The 14,948-nt window shown below is 70.4% G+C and carries 16 protein-coding genes; 11 read left to right on the top strand and 5 right to left on the bottom strand.

Translation table 11 applies throughout. The features are described 5' to 3' along the window. Positions 1-18: 18 nt before the first annotated feature. Positions 19-750, bottom strand: a complete 732-nt coding sequence (locus tag C6A87_RS27930; RefSeq protein ID WP_311115196.1) for a zinc permease — start codon at positions 748-750, stop codon at positions 19-21. Between the two features lie 71 nt (positions 751-821). On the opposite strand from C6A87_RS27930, the gene C6A87_RS27925 reads away from it, so the two are divergent. The 8 genes from C6A87_RS27925 to C6A87_RS27890 all read left to right on the top strand — a co-directional run bounded on the left by C6A87_RS27925 (position 822) and on the right by C6A87_RS27890 (position 7,841). Further along, the gene (locus tag C6A87_RS27925) at positions 822-1,670 is read left to right on the top strand and encodes a class I SAM-dependent methyltransferase (protein WP_311115195.1); all 849 of its coding nucleotides are present in this window, start codon (positions 822-824) and stop codon (positions 1,668-1,670) included. 72 nt (positions 1,671-1,742) lie between these two features. Then, the gene (locus tag C6A87_RS27920; RefSeq protein WP_396836949.1) at positions 1,743-2,723 is read left to right on the top strand and encodes a methylenetetrahydrofolate reductase; all 981 of its coding nucleotides are present in this window, start codon (positions 1,743-1,745) and stop codon (positions 2,721-2,723) included. Further along, positions 2,720-3,478: a class I SAM-dependent methyltransferase gene (locus tag C6A87_RS27915; protein WP_311115194.1), complete on the top strand. Its 759-nt coding sequence runs from the start codon at positions 2,720-2,722 to the stop codon at positions 3,476-3,478. Before C6A87_RS27920 ends, C6A87_RS27915 begins: the two co-directional genes overlap by 4 nt. Before the next feature lie 145 nt (positions 3,479-3,623). Continuing rightward, a complete protein-coding gene (locus C6A87_RS27910; RefSeq protein ID WP_311115193.1) occupies positions 3,624-4,703 on the top strand; it encodes a glycosyltransferase family 1 protein in 1,080 nt (359 codons plus the stop codon). Beyond that, positions 4,703-5,941, top strand: coding sequence for a glycosyltransferase (locus C6A87_RS27905; protein ID WP_311115192.1), 1,239 nt, complete (start codon positions 4,703-4,705; stop codon positions 5,939-5,941). The genes C6A87_RS27910 and C6A87_RS27905 overlap by 1 nt, the downstream gene beginning before the upstream one ends. After that, positions 5,895-6,788: a glycosyltransferase gene (locus C6A87_RS27900; RefSeq protein ID WP_311115191.1), complete on the top strand. Its 894-nt coding sequence runs from the start codon at positions 5,895-5,897 to the stop codon at positions 6,786-6,788. Before C6A87_RS27905 ends, C6A87_RS27900 begins: the two co-directional genes overlap by 47 nt. Further along, on the top strand, positions 6,785-7,633 hold the full coding sequence (locus C6A87_RS27895) for a galactosyltransferase-related protein (RefSeq protein WP_311115190.1): 849 nt from the start codon (positions 6,785-6,787) through the stop codon (positions 7,631-7,633). Before C6A87_RS27900 ends, C6A87_RS27895 begins: the two co-directional genes overlap by 4 nt. Before the next feature lie 4 nt (positions 7,634-7,637). Further along, complete coding sequence (locus C6A87_RS27890; RefSeq protein WP_311115189.1) at positions 7,638-7,841, top strand: zinc-ribbon domain-containing protein; 204 nt, start codon at positions 7,638-7,640, stop codon at positions 7,839-7,841. 5 nt (positions 7,842-7,846) lie between these two features. Here the strand turns inward: C6A87_RS27890 and C6A87_RS27885 are convergent, their stop codons facing one another. After that, positions 7,847-8,332 carry a hotdog fold domain-containing protein gene (locus tag C6A87_RS27885; RefSeq protein ID WP_311115188.1) on the bottom strand — a complete coding sequence of 162 codons (486 nt, stop codon included), beginning with the start codon at positions 8,330-8,332 and terminating at the stop codon, positions 7,847-7,849. After that, positions 8,329-8,940: a TetR/AcrR family transcriptional regulator gene (locus tag C6A87_RS27880; protein WP_311118111.1), complete on the bottom strand. Its 612-nt coding sequence runs from the start codon at positions 8,938-8,940 to the stop codon at positions 8,329-8,331. The genes C6A87_RS27885 and C6A87_RS27880 overlap by 4 nt, the downstream gene beginning before the upstream one ends. A gap of 145 nt (positions 8,941-9,085) precedes the next feature. On the opposite strand from C6A87_RS27880, the gene C6A87_RS27875 reads away from it, so the two are divergent. After that, a complete protein-coding gene (locus C6A87_RS27875; protein ID WP_311115187.1) occupies positions 9,086-9,721 on the top strand; it encodes a biliverdin-producing heme oxygenase in 636 nt (211 codons plus the stop codon). Here the strand turns inward: C6A87_RS27875 and C6A87_RS27870 are convergent. Next, entirely contained in the window at positions 9,675-10,484 is an 810-nt protein-coding gene (locus tag C6A87_RS27870; protein WP_311115186.1) for a TspO/MBR family protein, read from the bottom strand. The two genes, C6A87_RS27875 and C6A87_RS27870, sit on opposite strands and share 47 nt — an antisense overlap. Further along, positions 10,481-11,950: an MFS transporter gene (locus C6A87_RS27865; protein WP_311115185.1), complete on the bottom strand. Its 1,470-nt coding sequence runs from the start codon at positions 11,948-11,950 to the stop codon at positions 10,481-10,483. Before C6A87_RS27865 ends, C6A87_RS27870 begins: the two co-directional genes overlap by 4 nt. Before the next feature lie 152 nt (positions 11,951-12,102). Between C6A87_RS27865 and C6A87_RS27860 the strand changes: the two genes are divergently transcribed. Beyond that, positions 12,103-12,702, top strand: coding sequence for a TetR/AcrR family transcriptional regulator (locus C6A87_RS27860; RefSeq protein WP_311115184.1), 600 nt, complete (start codon positions 12,103-12,105; stop codon positions 12,700-12,702). Positions 12,703-12,890: 188 nt separating this feature from the next. Then, complete coding sequence (locus C6A87_RS27855) at positions 12,891-14,924, top strand: toprim domain-containing protein (RefSeq protein WP_311115183.1); 2,034 nt, start codon at positions 12,891-12,893, stop codon at positions 14,922-14,924. Positions 14,925-14,948: the final 24 nt, after the last annotated feature.

Genomic DNA, 14,948 nt, shown 5'->3' with positions numbered 1-14,948 from the left:
GCGCACGCTCGCGAGCAGTCAGCCGGCCAGCACGAAGGACAGGAAGAAGCCGCCCGCGGTGGCGAACGCATTGAGCGGCCTACCGTGCTCGAACGCCTCCGGCATCAGCGTGTCGGCCAGCGAGGCGAGCACGGCGCCGCCGGCGAAGGACAACGCGACCGCCAGCACCGGATCGCTGAAGTGGCCGGCCGTGACCCGCCCGACCACCACCGCGGCGGCCAGCAGCGCCGCGCACGCCACCCACACCCCCAGCACTGCGCGCCCGCTCATGCCCGAGCGGCGCATCGCCATCCCGCCGACCAGCGACTCGGGCAGGTTGGAGAAGAAGATCGCGACCAGCAGGGACAGCGACGCGCCACCGACCAGTGAGACCCCGAGCGCGAGATTCTCGGGCACCCCGTCCAGCGTGACGGCGGCCAGCAGCGCCAGCCCGACACCGCGGCGTGCTCCGTCGGACACCACCTCACGCTGGTCGGGACCGGAGTTTCCGCTGACGTAACGGTCCAGCAGGCTGTCGGCCAGCACGAACGTCGCCGCGCCCGCCAGCAGGCCGAGACCCGAGTGCAGCGCCCCACCGAGGTGGAACGCCTCCTCGAACAACTCGAACGCGAGAGCGGAGATCAACGCCCCGCTGGCGAAGGCAAGCAGCACACCGGTGACCTTCTTGGGCAGATCCCAACGGACGCCGATGACGGCGCCGATCACCAGGGCGCTCGAGGCGGTGAGTCCGAACAGCGCAGCGGTCAACACCTGCGCTGTGTTCCCCGAACCGCGCCGAACAACCGCAGGTCTAGCGCATCCGGACGCGTAGCCTCACCGGGATGAGCGTCGAAGACGGACCGGTATCGCACGTTTCGGACACCGCGCGCTGGGTCGCGGTGTATCGCGCCGTGGAGTCCGCGCGTCCCGACGCGGTGTTCGACGACCCGTACGCCGACCGGCTCGCCGGCGAACGCGGCCGCCAGATCGCGGCCTCGGTCCCGAAGGTGATGCGCTCGGGATGGTGGATGGTCGCCCGCACCAAGACCATCGACGATCTGATCATGGACGCCGTCGCCGCCGGCTGCGACCGCGTGGTCAACCTCGCGGCCGGACTGGACACTCGCCCGTACCGGTTGGGTCTGCCCGCCGAGTTCTCCTGGGTGGAGGCCGACCTGCCCGGCCTGGTCGCCGAGAAGGAGCAGCTGCTCACCGGCGAGACGCCGAGATGCCTGCTGACGCGGTACCCCGTCGACCTTGCCGACCCCGCCGCCCGGGACCGGTTCCTGGACACGGCGCTCGCGGGCGCGCGGAAAGCCCTGGTGCTGACCGAGGGACTGCTGATGTACCTCGAACCCTCCGACGTCGCCGACCTGTCGACGGCACTGGTCCGCCCGGAAGTCGCGTGGTGGGTGCTGGACCTGGCCGGACCGGGCCTGAAGAAGTGGATGAACGACAACACCGGCGGCCTGCTGCGCAACGCGCCGTTCAAGTTCGCGCCGGCCGAGGGAATCAGCTACTTCGAGCAACTCGGTTGGCGCACAGGCGAAGTGGAATCGGTCTTCGTGGTAGCCCATCGACTGCGCCGGTTGCCGTGGCCGCTGCGGCTGGTGGCTCGGCTGCCGCAGCCCGATCCGCGCCGCCCTCCCGGAGGCAGGCCGTGGAGCGCGGTCGTCCGGCTCACCCGCTGACCCGCGAGGACTAATCCGCGGCGGGGGCGGGAATGCGGGGGGTCTGCATCGACCGACCCGGGGGGACCGCACATGGACGTGGACTGTCCCAAGCGCATGACGTTCGGCCCCTGTGGCGGGGTGCGTCCCGACGGGCAGTGCGAGATGCGCCCGGGCGCGTGCGCGTTTCCCGACGTCGTGCCGTGGCCCGTCCTCGCCGCGACCCCCGCGCCTGCGGCGGCTGCGCCGCTGATCCTGACGGACTTCAGCTGCACGCCGTTCGATCCCGTGGACATCGCATCGACCGCGGCGGTGCTGGCACCCTCGTGCGACGCGGTGCTGGTCGGCGAACACCAGAACCGGCCCGACTTCCCGCCCACGCTGATGGGTGGTTTGCTGCTGGAAACCGGAGTGACGCCGTGGATCACGCTGTCCTGCCGGGACCGGAACCGGGTGGTGCTCGAACAGGAGTTGCGCGGGCTGGCGCTGACCGGCGTAGCGACGGTGCTGTGCGTGACGGGCGACGGGCGCGGCTACGACGTGCGCCCCGACGTCACCCAGACCTTCGACCTGGACGGCCCGCGCCTTGTCGCGCTCGCCGCGTCGCTGGGGATCACCGCCGCCGCGCCGGAGACAGTGACGGCGCCGCCGGTCCACGGGCGCGCGCAGCGGCTGGTGCAGAAGCAGCATGCGGGTGCCCGACTGGCCGTCCTGAACCATGTGTCCTCGCCTGCGGCGGTCGCGGAGTTCATGTCGTCGGCGCGGTCAGCCGGACTGACCATCCCCGTGCTGGCCGCGGTCGCGGTGTTCACCGACGAGGTGTCCGCCGCGGTGTTGCAGGGACTGCCCGGCTTGGGGCTGGACCCCGGGGTGGTCGCGCGGGTGCTGCAGGCACCGAACCCGGTCGAGGCCGGTATCGACGCCGCGGTCGCCGAAGCGCGTGCGTTGCTGGCCATCGACGGGGTGGCAGGGGTGAACATCTCGGGGCTGGCGTCCGGCAGCGGCACCCGCGCCGGTGCCCGGATCAAAGCCGAAGTGGGACAACGAATTCGCACAGAAAGGCCGACGGTATGAGCGAGGCGATGGAGGCCGAATTCGACACCGTGGCCGAATGGACCGCGGAACTGGCCCGCGACCTTGGACCCGAGTTCCACATCCCGGCCGGGTGCCGGGGCAGCGGCAACCCCGGGGCGCTGGACTGGCTGGCCGACCGGATGAGTCTGCAGTCCGGTGAGGTGCTGCTGGACTGCGGCGCGGGCGTCGGCGGCCCCGCGGCCTACGCCGCGGACCGGGCCCGGGTGGCACCGGTGCTGGTCGAGCCGCAGGCCGGGGCCTGCCGGGCGGCCCGGACGCTGTTCCCGTACCCCGTGGTGCAGGCGACCGCCGGCGCGCTGCCGTTCCCGGACCGCACCTTCGACGCGGCATGGTGCCTCGGGGTGTTGTGCACCACCCCCGATCAGCTCGACGTGCTCACCGAACTGCGCCGGGTCGTGCGGCCGCCGGGCCGGATCGGCCTGCTGGTTTTCGTGGCCGAGACCGACCTGCCCGCCGACCGGGCGCCGGAAGGCAACCACTTCCCGACGCGGGAATCGCTGCCCAGGCTGCTGGCCGAGGCCGGTCTGCGCACTGACGCGCAGCTGGGCACCGCCGAGTTGCCGCCGATCCCGCAGCGGTGGCAGGACAGCGTCGCGAAGGTGGACGAGGAACTCGAGCGCAGGCACGGCGCCAAGCACACCTGGCAGTTGTCCGAGCAGCAGTCCGATCAGATGGGGGAGCTGCTGGGTGACGGGTTGGTCTCCGGCGTGGTGATGAGCCTGCGGCACGTGTGACGGCGACAGCGTGACCAGTTCCGATGTTTGGTGCCGCACCGGCCGGGTAAGCCCGCTGGGTTGTGTTCCTCAATGTGGAGGGACGGCGCGCGGACAACGCGCCGGAATTCCGGTGCTCCGCGCGTCCTGCGGCGTCATCGTCCTGATGAGGAGACCATCGTTGCTGCGTGTCGCTTCAGTACCGGCGTCACACGTCTACGTGCGACACCTGGCCGATCCGGCGGACAGGGGTGAGGTGATCCGGTTGCCCGACCCGGTACCCGCCGACGGCAGGAAGGTTCCCGGTGGCTGGTGGCCGCCGTTGATGCTGGAGCCGGGTTGGGTCAGCGCCAACCACGAGCTCTTTGACGTATTCCACATCCACTTCGGGTTCGATGCCGTCGGTGCCGATGTGCTGACCGAGGTGATGCAGGAGCTGAAGGACTACGACAAACCGCTGGTGTACACCGTGCACGACCTGCGCAATCCTCATCACCACGACCCCGCGGAGCACATCCTGCAACAGGATGTGCTGGTTGCCGCGGCGGACGTCCTGATCACGCTCACCCCTGGTGCGGCGCAGGAGATTCGCCGCCGGTGGGACAAGCATGCCCACGTGCTGGCACACCCCCATGTCCTGGAACGTCCGCATATCGAAGCGCCGCGGCCTCCTGCGGAACGCTTCGTGGTGGGTGTCCACGTCAAGAGCCGGCGTGCCAACATGGACCCGCTGCCCGTCCTTGAGGTACTGGCCGGCGCCGTCAAGGATTTGCCGGATGCGCTGCTGCGCATCGACATTCACGACGAAGTCTTCGATCCAGGCAACCACTGGTACGCACCCCGGTTCGGCGAGTCGGTCCTGGCTTTCGACCGGCGCGAGCACGTCGAGGTCTGCGTGCATCCGTACTTCTCGGACACCGAACTCTGGGAGTACCTCGCCGGACTATCGGTCTCCGTACTGCCCTACCGATTCGGCACCCATTCCGGTTGGCTGGAGGCGTGTTTCGATCTGGGCACCGCGGTGATCGCTCCCAGCTGCGGCTTCTACGCCGAGCAACGGCCGTGCGGCGTCTTCACGTTCACCGAGGAGGAGTTCGACCCGCGCTCCTTGGAGTCCGCGCTGCACCAGGCCTATGACCGGTGGCGACGCGGTACACCGGCTCCCCGTGCCACCTGGCCGGGGCGGTTGACCGAACGGGCGCTGCTCGCCGAGGCACACCGCACGCTGTACGAGCGCACGCTGTGATGAAGCGTCCGTTGCGGATCGCGTTGATCGCCTCGTGCCGCTACCCGATCAGCCAGCCGTTCGCAGGCGGGCTGGAGGCACACGTGTGGCACCTGGCCCGGGCACTGGCCGAGCACGGACACCAGGTCGCACTGTTCGCCGCGACCGGCTCCGACCCGGCCCTGGGTTGCGCGTCTCTGGACGTGCACCACCTGGAGGTGTCCCACGCCGCTCGCTCGGACGCCTCGATGCCGGCAGACAGCTTCATGAAAGACCACCACGCCTACCTGTCGCTGATGCTGCGGCTGGCGGGTCCCGACGCCGACCGCTTCGACGTCATCCACAACCACAGCCTGCACTACCTGCCGGTGGCGATGGCCCCCACCCTGTCGACGCCGATGCTCACCACCGTGCACACTCCACCCACCCCGTGGTTGGAGTCGGCGATCAAGGCCGGTGGTGGCCGCGGGACGCGTTTCGCCGCGGTCTCCGAACACACCGCAGCGGCCTGGGCCCCGGTCGGCGGCCCGTTCACCGTGGTGCCCAACGGGATCGACGCCCGTCAATGGCCGCTGGGCCCGGGCGGGGACAGGGCCGTGTGGTTCGGCCGGATCACCCCGGAGAAGGGACCGCACCTGGCCATCGAGGCGGCCCGGATGGCGGGTCGCGCACTCACCCTGGCAGGGCCGATCTCCGACCCGGTCTACTTCGCCGACTTCATCGCACCGCAGTTGGACGACACAGTCCGGTATGCCGGCCATCTGACCCAACAGCGGCTCGCCGGCCTCGTCGGCGCGGCCTCGGTCGCGTTGGTGACCCCCACCTGGGACGAACCGTACGGACTCGTGGTGGCCGAGGCGATGTCCTGTGGCACACCGGTTGTCGCGTTCGCCCGAGGCGGAATCCCGGAGCTGGTCGCACCCGAGGCCGGGTGTCTGGTGCCGGCCGGGGACGTCGCGGCGCTGGCGGCCGCGATACCGGTGGCCGCGGGCTTGCCGCGCGGTCGGGTGCATGAGCATGCGGTGCGCCAATGTTCGGCCGCAGCGATGCTGCGGGCCTACCTGCATCTCTACCGACAGATGATCTCAGCCAGGAGTGACGACACCGATGATCGGCTACTACATCCACCATCACGGGTACGGCCATCTCGCCCGGGCCGTCAGCATCGCCTCACACCTGCGCCGGCCGGTGACGGCATTGACGTCAGCCTCCGTGCCGCAACGACATCCGTTCTCCGCGGTCGTCACACTTCCTCGTGACGACTCCGCCGATCGTGTGTCGGACCCGACCGCGCACGGCGCGCTGCACTGGGCGCCTCACCACGACCCCGGCTACGGCACCCGCATGTACGCGCTGGCACAGTGGGTCCGGGACGCGCAGCCCGAGGCGTGCGTGGTCGACGTGTCGGTCGAGGTCGCGGTCTTCCTGCGACTGATGGGTGTTCCGACCGTCGTGGTGGCGCTGCCCGGCGACCGGACTGACCCGCCGCACGTACTCGTCCACCAGATGGCCGACCACATCCTGGCCGCGTGGCCGGCCGGACTGCACACCCCCCGCTGGCTGCGGCCACACGCCCACAAGACCAGCTACGTGGGCGGTATCAGTCGCTTCGAGGAGCGGACGGCGCCGGGAGTCGACCGCGGGGATACCGGGGATCTGCGCGTACTGCTGCTCGGCGGTGCCGCTGATGCCTTCGGCTGCCAATCGGTGTGGGACGGCGCCACATACACCGCACTGGGCGGTGCATCCGGTATGTGGACCGACGACCCGTGGCCGTACCTGTGCGAAGCCGACGTCGTGGTCAGCCACGCCGGCCAGAACAGCGTCGCGGACATCGCCGCAGCTCGGCGACCCGCGGTCGTCATCCCGCAGCCCCGGCCCTTTGACGAGCAGCACGCGACCGCGTCGGTGCTGGAGCGGCACGGGCTGGCCGTCACCGCTGCGCGCTGGCCCGCGCGCGGCGAATGGCCGGAGTTGCTGCAGCGCGTCCGCGCCGGCGACGCCGACCGCTGGCGGCAGTGGCAGGTGCACGGTGCCGCGGCACGGGCTGCCGCAGCGATCGAATCGACCGCCGTCCGGTGCGGCCGGGAAGCCGGGACGGCATGAACATCGCAGTGATCACCATCGCGCACCAGCGGCATTCCCACCTGCGCAACCAGATTCGCGGCCTGATGCGGAGCAGGCAGCGGCCCGACGACCACGTCGTCGTCGCGCTCGGTGACCCCGGGGTGGCCGCGGTGGTGAACTCCGAACGGCCCGGCACCCGCGTCGTGGCGTGCCCCGCGGCAGCGCCGCTACCGCTGGCGAAGGCACGCAACGTGGGCGCCGAGACCGCCGTTGCCCGCGGCGCCGAACTGCTGATCTTCCTGGACGTCGACTGCATACCGTCACCCGAGCTGATCGCGCGTTACCATTCGGCGGCGCAGCAGCGCGGACACCGCGATGCGCTGCTGTGCGGTCCTGTCACCTACCTGCCCCCGCCGAAGCCCGGCGGATACCACCTGGACGCCCTGAGTCGCCATGTCCGGCCGCACCCCGCCCGGCCCGCGCCGCCTGACGGAACCGTCCTCCGCACAACGGATTACGAGCTGTTCTGGTCACTGTCGTTCGCTGTCACCATCACCACGTGGGCGAGGACGGGCGGCTTCTGCGAGGAGTACGTGGGTTACGGCGGAGAGGACACCGACTTCGCCCGGTGCGCCGCGGCCCGGGGGGTCGGGATGAGGTGGGTGGGCGGCGCGCATGCGTTCCACCAGTACCACCCGGTCGAGAGCCCGCCGGTGCGCCACCTCGACGACATCGTGCGCAACGCGCATGTCTACCACCGCCGTTGGGGTAGCTGGCCGATGGGCGGATGGTTGGATGCCTTCGCCGAGCAGGGCCTGATCACGCGGGGTTCCGACGGCGCCCCGCATCTCGCGGCAAGCGTCGGCGCGGACTCTCTAGGCTGATCAGATGCTGCTCTTCTTCGGTTACGGCACCAAGCAGAAATACCTGGGCGCAGGGCAGGTCCGGACCTGCCCGCGCTGCCACAACACCACGCAGTGGAACCGGATGCGGGAGTTCAAGCAGTTCACCCTGTTCTTCGTCCCGGTCGCACGGTGGAAGCGGCGGACGTTCGAAGTGTGCGGCATCTGCGGCACCGCTGTCGCCGCCTGAACCGGCTAGATACGGCGCGGAGAGATCCGCATGGTGATCCGGGCGGCGACACAGACGTTGCCGTCCGTGTCGCGGATGTCGACCGGAACCATGAGCTCGATTGGCTCGCCGCCGAATTCCGGAAGTGAATCCAGGTGCGCGATGGCGGTGACAGCGGTTTTGAGCTGCGCCTTGTATTCGACGGTCATCCCGACCGGAATCCAGCGGTGGCTGGGGGGAACCGTCGCATCTGTCATCAACCCGCCGGCCAACTCGGCCATGTTGCACGACGCGATGGCGTGGAAAGTGCCGAGATGGTTGCGGGTGCCCCGCCGGTTGCGTGCGGTGGCCACGCAGTGGCCCGGGCGCAGTTCCTCGACGGCGGGATGCACGGACCGGAAGTACGGCGCCTTCAGGCACACCGCCCGGCTGAACACCCAAGTGCCCAAGGGGAGATTGCGCAGGGCGTTCCAGATTCGGAGATTCGTCGCCTGTGGCTGCTGTGTCGTCATCGTGTTGACTTCCTGGGTGTCGTGGTTGGCGGGGTGAGCGTCAGCACGGCGCGCACCGCGGCGACGAGCCGCTCGCGTGCGGCCGAATCCGGCGGTTGCTGCCCTCGTAGCAGCAGCGCAGTGGGCAGGTCCACCACACATGCGCGGATCGCGGCCACCGCGTGCCGGTCCCGACGGCCCCACATGTGTTCGGCGAGTTCGACGAGCAGGCCGGCGAGTTCACCGTCGAGGTTGCGTAGCTCGTCGGCGAGCCCGGCCGGAACGTCGCGGGCGCCGATGAGTTCGCCGCGCGGCAGCGCGAGAAGGTAGAGCGCCGAGGCCCGGTGGTTCTCCAGGAACACCGCCGGGCACTGCGCCGCCGCGACCACCGCGGCCTGGGGTCCGTCCGGCAGCGCGTCGGCGACCGCGGCCCGCTGCTCGGTCAGAAAGCGCCGCGCCGCGCGCAGCCAGACCTGACCGAGTAGGCCGCCCCGCGAGCCGAAGGCGTGGTAGATCGCGCCGTTGGAGATACCGGTGCGCTCGGACAATGCGCGGATGGTCACCGCACGCGGACCGGCCTCGGCAGCGGCCTGCTCAGCCGCGTCGAGCAGCGGCTCGAGGTCGATCACGCGGGGCCGGGGCACCCGCGAACAATAACAGAGCGTCTGCTCTGGTATCGCAGTGCGGCCTCTGTCCCGGCCCGGCGACCCTCCGCGTCGACACCATCAGCCGTTAGGGTGGCGGAAAAGGCAATCGATCACCTGGAGAAACCGCATGCGGCCGAGTACCGCCGAGAACCTGCGGCCACTGTCCGTCGCGCTCAAAGCGGGTTCGGCGGCCGAACACGACGCCGCGGAGCAGTCGCGTTTCATCGCCGAGTTGTTGGCCGGCAACGTCAGTGAGGCGGGCTACGCCGAGTACCTGTTGCGGCTGCGGGTGATCTACGACGCGCTCGAAGACGCGGTGCGCGCTCACCGTGACGACCCGCTGGTCGCGGCGGTGTACGACCCCGCGCTGGAACGGGTGCCCGCCATCGACGCCGATCTGGACCACTGGGCGCCCGGCGCCGACCGATCAGTGGATTCGCCTGCCGCGCAACGCTATCGCGACCACATCGCCGGGTTGTCCTGGGGCGGGGCGCTGGTGGCCCATCACTACACCCGCTATCTCGGCGATCTGTCGGGCGGCCAGGCGATGGCCGCGATCCTGGACCGCGAGTTCGGTCTCGGGGGAGCGGGGCTGGCGTTCTACCGCTTCGGTTTCCGGGTCAAACCCTACAAAGACGGGTACCGCGCCGGCCTCGACCGGCTGGCTCTGGACACCGCAGGCGTGGACGCCATGGTGGCCGAGGTGAAGGTCGCGTTCAGACTGAACCAGTCGTTGTTCGACGAGCTCGATTCCGTGCGCTGACGACCAGCACCGACACCGCCAGCGCCGCCGCCCCGGCCAGCGCCGTGACCAGGATCGGCGTCGTGTCGCTCAGGCGCACCGCGATGCCGATCAATGCCCAGATCAGCACGGCGGCATAGGCGATGTCGCGGTGCACCACGCTCATCGTCAGCCCGAGGACCGTGGCGACCACCACCATGATCACACCCCAGGTCGGCTCGGAGAGGCCGAAGCCCGACCAGCCCGCGTCATCGAGCGTGATCGTCGCGTTGGCGATGGTGGCCACCGAGATCCAGCCGAGGTACACCCGGAACGGAATGTGCACGGTCCACAATTCCAGCTTCGAGGTGGCAGGCCGCGCGGCCTGCACCCGGTAGATGACGATCAGCGTGCCGAGCAGCACCACCATCAGCACCATGCTGAGCGGGAAAAGGTTGTAGTGCCAGGCGAACAGCCACGAGCAGTTCGCCACCGCGGTGATCAGGTAGAGCGGGGCGATGGCCCGCGCGGCGCCGCTGTCCTGCCGGTTGCGGGCCAGCGTGAGGCCGAGGTATCCGCTGTAGGCGATCAATCCGAGGTAGATCAGGCTCCAGATCGAGAACACGTAGCCGGCGGGCACGAAGTAGACCTCGAAGCGGCGGGTCACCTCGCCGGTGGTCTGGCCGTTGATCGGCAGACCGTTGGCCAGATAGTTCACCACCAGTGTCGCCGCGGTGGCCAGGCTGACGGCGGCGGGCACCAACAGTGTCGTCGTCGAGCGGCGGGCGACGGTCCGGCTTGTCATGCGGTGCTCCTCTTGTGCAGGGCGACTGCCTGGTAGATGCCCGTTCCGCCGGATTTCGAACCGCCGGACCGGTTGCGCAGAACCAGGATCGCCGGAATCGCGGCGAGGCCGAAGAGGGCTCCCGCCATGAGGACGTAGAGGTGGATCCCCGTCGCCGTGCTGACCGGCGCGCCGTCCGCGACGATTCCGGAAACGTGGGTGGCCTTGAGGATCTCGCCACCGGCGAAGGTGAAGACGACGGAGCCGAGGGCCAGCACGACCGAAACCAGCCCGGCCGTGGTGCCCTGGCGCTCAGGCGCTTCGAACATGGTCGCCAGGTTGTAGCCGGAAGCGCCGATCGCGCCTGCGGCCATCCCGAGCAGCGCGCCGCAGACGATCGCCGCGGGCAGCGCGGACACGCCCGCCAGCATCGCGAACGTGCCGGCTGTCCCGACGGCGATGCCGACGAACAGCGGTAGCGCGGGACCCGTACGCCCGGCGAGCCACCCCGCGCACACGCCGCCGACGACGATGCCGAGATTCGGGGCGGCGAGCAGCACCGCGACCGCTTCTCCGCGGCCCAACCCGTAACCGAGGCCGAGGTCGGGCGGCACCTGGGCGATGATCCCGGTCAACTGGAGCATGCTGCGGAACGCGCCCGCCGCCAGGACCAGCGCCAGCAGCGTCAGCAGGATCGGACGGCTCAGTGCGCGGATGTCGATGATGGGGTCGGAGATCCGCATCGCGAGGACCGCCCACCCCGCCAACGCCACGGCCCCCGCCGTCACCAGCGCGAGCATGGGCCACGACAGCCAGCCGGCGGCACCGCCGAGACTCACATACGCCAACACCGCGCCGAGTCCGCCGCCGAGCAGCAGCGCGCCGACCACGTCGATCCGGCCGCTGCTGCGGATCGGCGACTCCGGGATGGCGAAACGCACGCACAGCGCGGCACCGGCGGCCAGCAGCGCCGCGGCGACGAACACCCCGCGATAGCCGAACGCGTCGACCACCGGCTTCATCAGGAACGGCTCGACGATGCCGACGACCGACGAACCCGAGGTCACCAGTCCCACGACGGCCATCGCGACCTGCGGCGCGCAGATCTGGCGCACCAGGGCCACCGACAGGAACACCGCGGCGAACGCGGCGCCCTGCAGGAAGCGGCCCAGCAGGAACACGGTGAGGGTGGGCGCCACCAGGCACACCAGCGCGCCGACACCCGCGAGCAGCAGCGTGCCGACGAGCACCCGTCGCTTGCCGAACACGTCGGACCCTCGGGCCAGCAGCGGGGACCAGAGGGCGCCGGCCAGCATCGCGCTCGCGTTGAGCCACGCGGCCTGGTCGGTGTCGAAGTGGTCCAGCAGCTGCGGCAGGACCATCATCGGTGAACCGATGACCACGTCGGCCAGCACGTTGGCGAGGGTGAGGACCGCCGCCCACAGGATCAACCGCCTGCTCCAGCGGTCTTCGCGGTGTCCCGTCATGCCGCTCCCTCGGATCGGTGGTCGCACGATGGCGAAAAGCGTCTTAATGCGACTAATATCGCATTAACGGCACGGTAGTGGGTGCCTGGTTGCACCGCAAGGCGGCGGCTGGGGACAATCGGTGGCCGGTCCGGAGATGGAGGTGGGGCGCGATGCCCGACGGAGTCGCGATCCCGCCCGCCCGGCGCCCCGGCGGCCGCACCGCTCGGGTGCGGGCCCAGATCCTGAGTGCCACAGCGCAACTCATCGCCCGCGACGGTATCGCCAACTTCCGTTACGAAGACGTCGCCGAACTCGCCGGCGTGCATCGGGCCAGCGTCTACCGCAACTGGCCCGACCGCGAGGACCTCGTCGCCGACGCCCTGCTGCGCTACGCGGAGGACCTCGCCACCATCGGCGACACCGGCGACCTGCACAAGGACCTCGTGGAGTTCCTGCTGGCGCTTGCGGGGGGGCTGGAAACACCGTTCGGGCGCGCGCTGGAACAGGCCGTCGCGGCCGCGCGGAGTCCGTCGGCCATCCAGGCGCAGGCCAAGATCCTCGATCAGCGGGTGGCAGCGCTACAGCGCCGGGTGGACGCTGCCGTCGAACGGGGCGAACTCCCACCCGTCGACAGCGGTTTCCTCGGTGAGATGATCTCCGGCCCGGTGCATCTCATCGCCAATCGCGGCTCGCGCGCGGTCACGCGGGTGGACGCCGAACGCATCGTCGCGGTGGTGCTCGCCGGGATCCGGGCCACGGCGCGCGACTGAGCGTCCGCGGTGACGTGGCGTGACCCGGCCCGCACAGCCATTGCGATCCAGGTCACCGATACCCCGCCGCCGCGCGACACGGCCGGCGGCACCACCCCGGCGTTGTCGGAGGTGCAAGGCAGAATGCGTACGCCGGTGCTGTGTCGCCGCCGCCCGACACGTCCCGGCATTGAAGGAGAGGACCCGCAGTGAGTTACACCGCCGCCGACATCACCGAGCTCGATGATGTCCAGCACACGCGCCTGCGGCCGGCGGTCAACCTGGGTCTGGACGTGCTCAACACGGCCCTGCGTGAGCTGATCGACAACGCGATCGAAGAGGTCGCCGACCCCGCGCACGGCGGCTCCACGGTGACCATCACGCTGCACGCCGACGGATCGGTCAGCGTCGCCGACGACGGCCGCGGCCTCCCGGTGGACTCCGACCCGGTCACCGGGAAGAACGGCATCGTCAAGACGCTCGGCACGGCGCGGGCCGGCGGCAAGTTCTCCGCACACGCCGACGCCACCAGCACCGGCGCCGGGCTGAACGGGATCGGCGCCGCGGCGGCGGTCTTCATCTCCGCGCGCACCGACGTGACGGTGCGCCGCGCCGGCAAGACCTATCTGCAGAGTTTCGGCGGCGGCTATCCCGGCACGTTCGAGGGCACCGAATTCGACCCGGACGCGCCGTTCACCCGCGCCGACGCGCAAAAACTGCGCGGCACCGGCAACCGCAAACCCGACGTGCACGGCACCACGGTGCGGATCCTGTTCGACCCGGCCGTGGTGCCCGATTCCAGCGTGGACATCAACGAGGTGCTGCTGCGGGCGCACGCCGCGGCGCGGATGTCGCCGGGGGTGCACCTGGTCGTCACCGACGAGGGCCGGCCCGGCGAGGAGATCCGGCCCGAGCTGCTCGAGCCGTTCAGCGGCCCGTGGGGCACCGACACCCTGCTCGACCTCATGTGCACCGCCGCCGGCACGCCGGTGCCGGGAGTGCGGGCCGTCGTGGAGGGCCGCGGCGAATACACCACCGGCCGCGGCCCCACCCCGTTCCGCTGGTCGCTGACCGCCGGACCCGCCGAACCGGCCACCGTCGCCGCGTTCTGCAACACCGTGCGGACCCCTGGCGGCGGGTCGCACCTGACGGCCGCGGTGAAGGGGCTGTCCGAAGCGCTGGCCGACCGTGCATCGCGGATCCGCGACCTGGGCCTGGCCAAGGGTGAAGAAGGCCCCGAGCCACAGGATTTCGCCGCCGTGACGGCGCTGGCCGTCGATACCCGCGCCCCCGACGTGGCCTGGGACTCGCAGGCCAAGACCGCGGTGTCGTCCCGCTCGCTGAACGTGGCGATGGCCCCGGATGTGGCGCGCAGCGTGACCATCTGGGCGGCCAACCCCGCCAACGGCGACACGGTGTCGCTGTGGACGAAGCTGGCGCTGGAGTCGGCCCGGGCACGACGCAGCGCCGAGGGCGCCAAGGCCCGGTCCCGCGCCGCGTCGAAAGCCAAAGGTCTTGGCACCAACCTGTCGCTGCCGCCGAAGCTGCTGCCCAGCCGGGAGTCCGGCCGCGGCTCGGGTGCCGAACTGTTCCTGTGCGAGGGCGACTCGGCGCTCGGCACCATCAAGGCGGCCCGCGACGCCACCTTCCAGGCCGCGTTCCCGCTGAAAGGCAAGCCGCCCAACGTCTACGGGTACGCCCTGAGCAAGGCGCGGGCCAAGGACGAGTTCGACTCGATCGAACGCATCCTGGGCTGCGGGGTGCGGGACTCCTGCGACCCGGAACTGTGCCGGTACGACCGGATCCTGTTCGCCTCCGACGCCGACCCGGACGGCGGCAACATCAACTCCAGCCTCATCTCGATGTTCCTGGACTTCTACCGTCCGCTCGTCGCGGCCGGCATGGTGTACGTGACGCTGCCGCCGCTGTTCGTGGTGAAGAACGGTGACGAACGGATCTACTGCCAGGACGAGTCCGAGCGGGACGCCGCGGTGGCGCAGCTGAAGGCCACCTCCAAGAAGCGGGTCGAGGTGCAGCGCAACAAGGGCCTCGGCGAGATGGACGCCGACGACTTCTGGAACACCGTGCTGGATCCGCAGCGCCGCACGGTGATCCGGGTGCACCTCGACGACGGCGAGAACAAGCTGCACCACACGTTGTTCGGTGGACCGCCAGAGGGCCGGCGCACGTGGATGGCCGACGTGGCCTCCCGTGTCGACACCCTGGCGCTGGACTTGACCTAGAAGGACTGGGAAGAACCTAGTGGG

It is taken from the genome of Mycobacterium sp. ITM-2016-00317 (assembly GCF_002968295.1).
Lineage (GTDB): Bacteria > Actinomycetota > Actinomycetes > Mycobacteriales > Mycobacteriaceae > Mycobacterium.
This window is presented reverse-complemented; position numbering and strand designations above follow the sequence as displayed.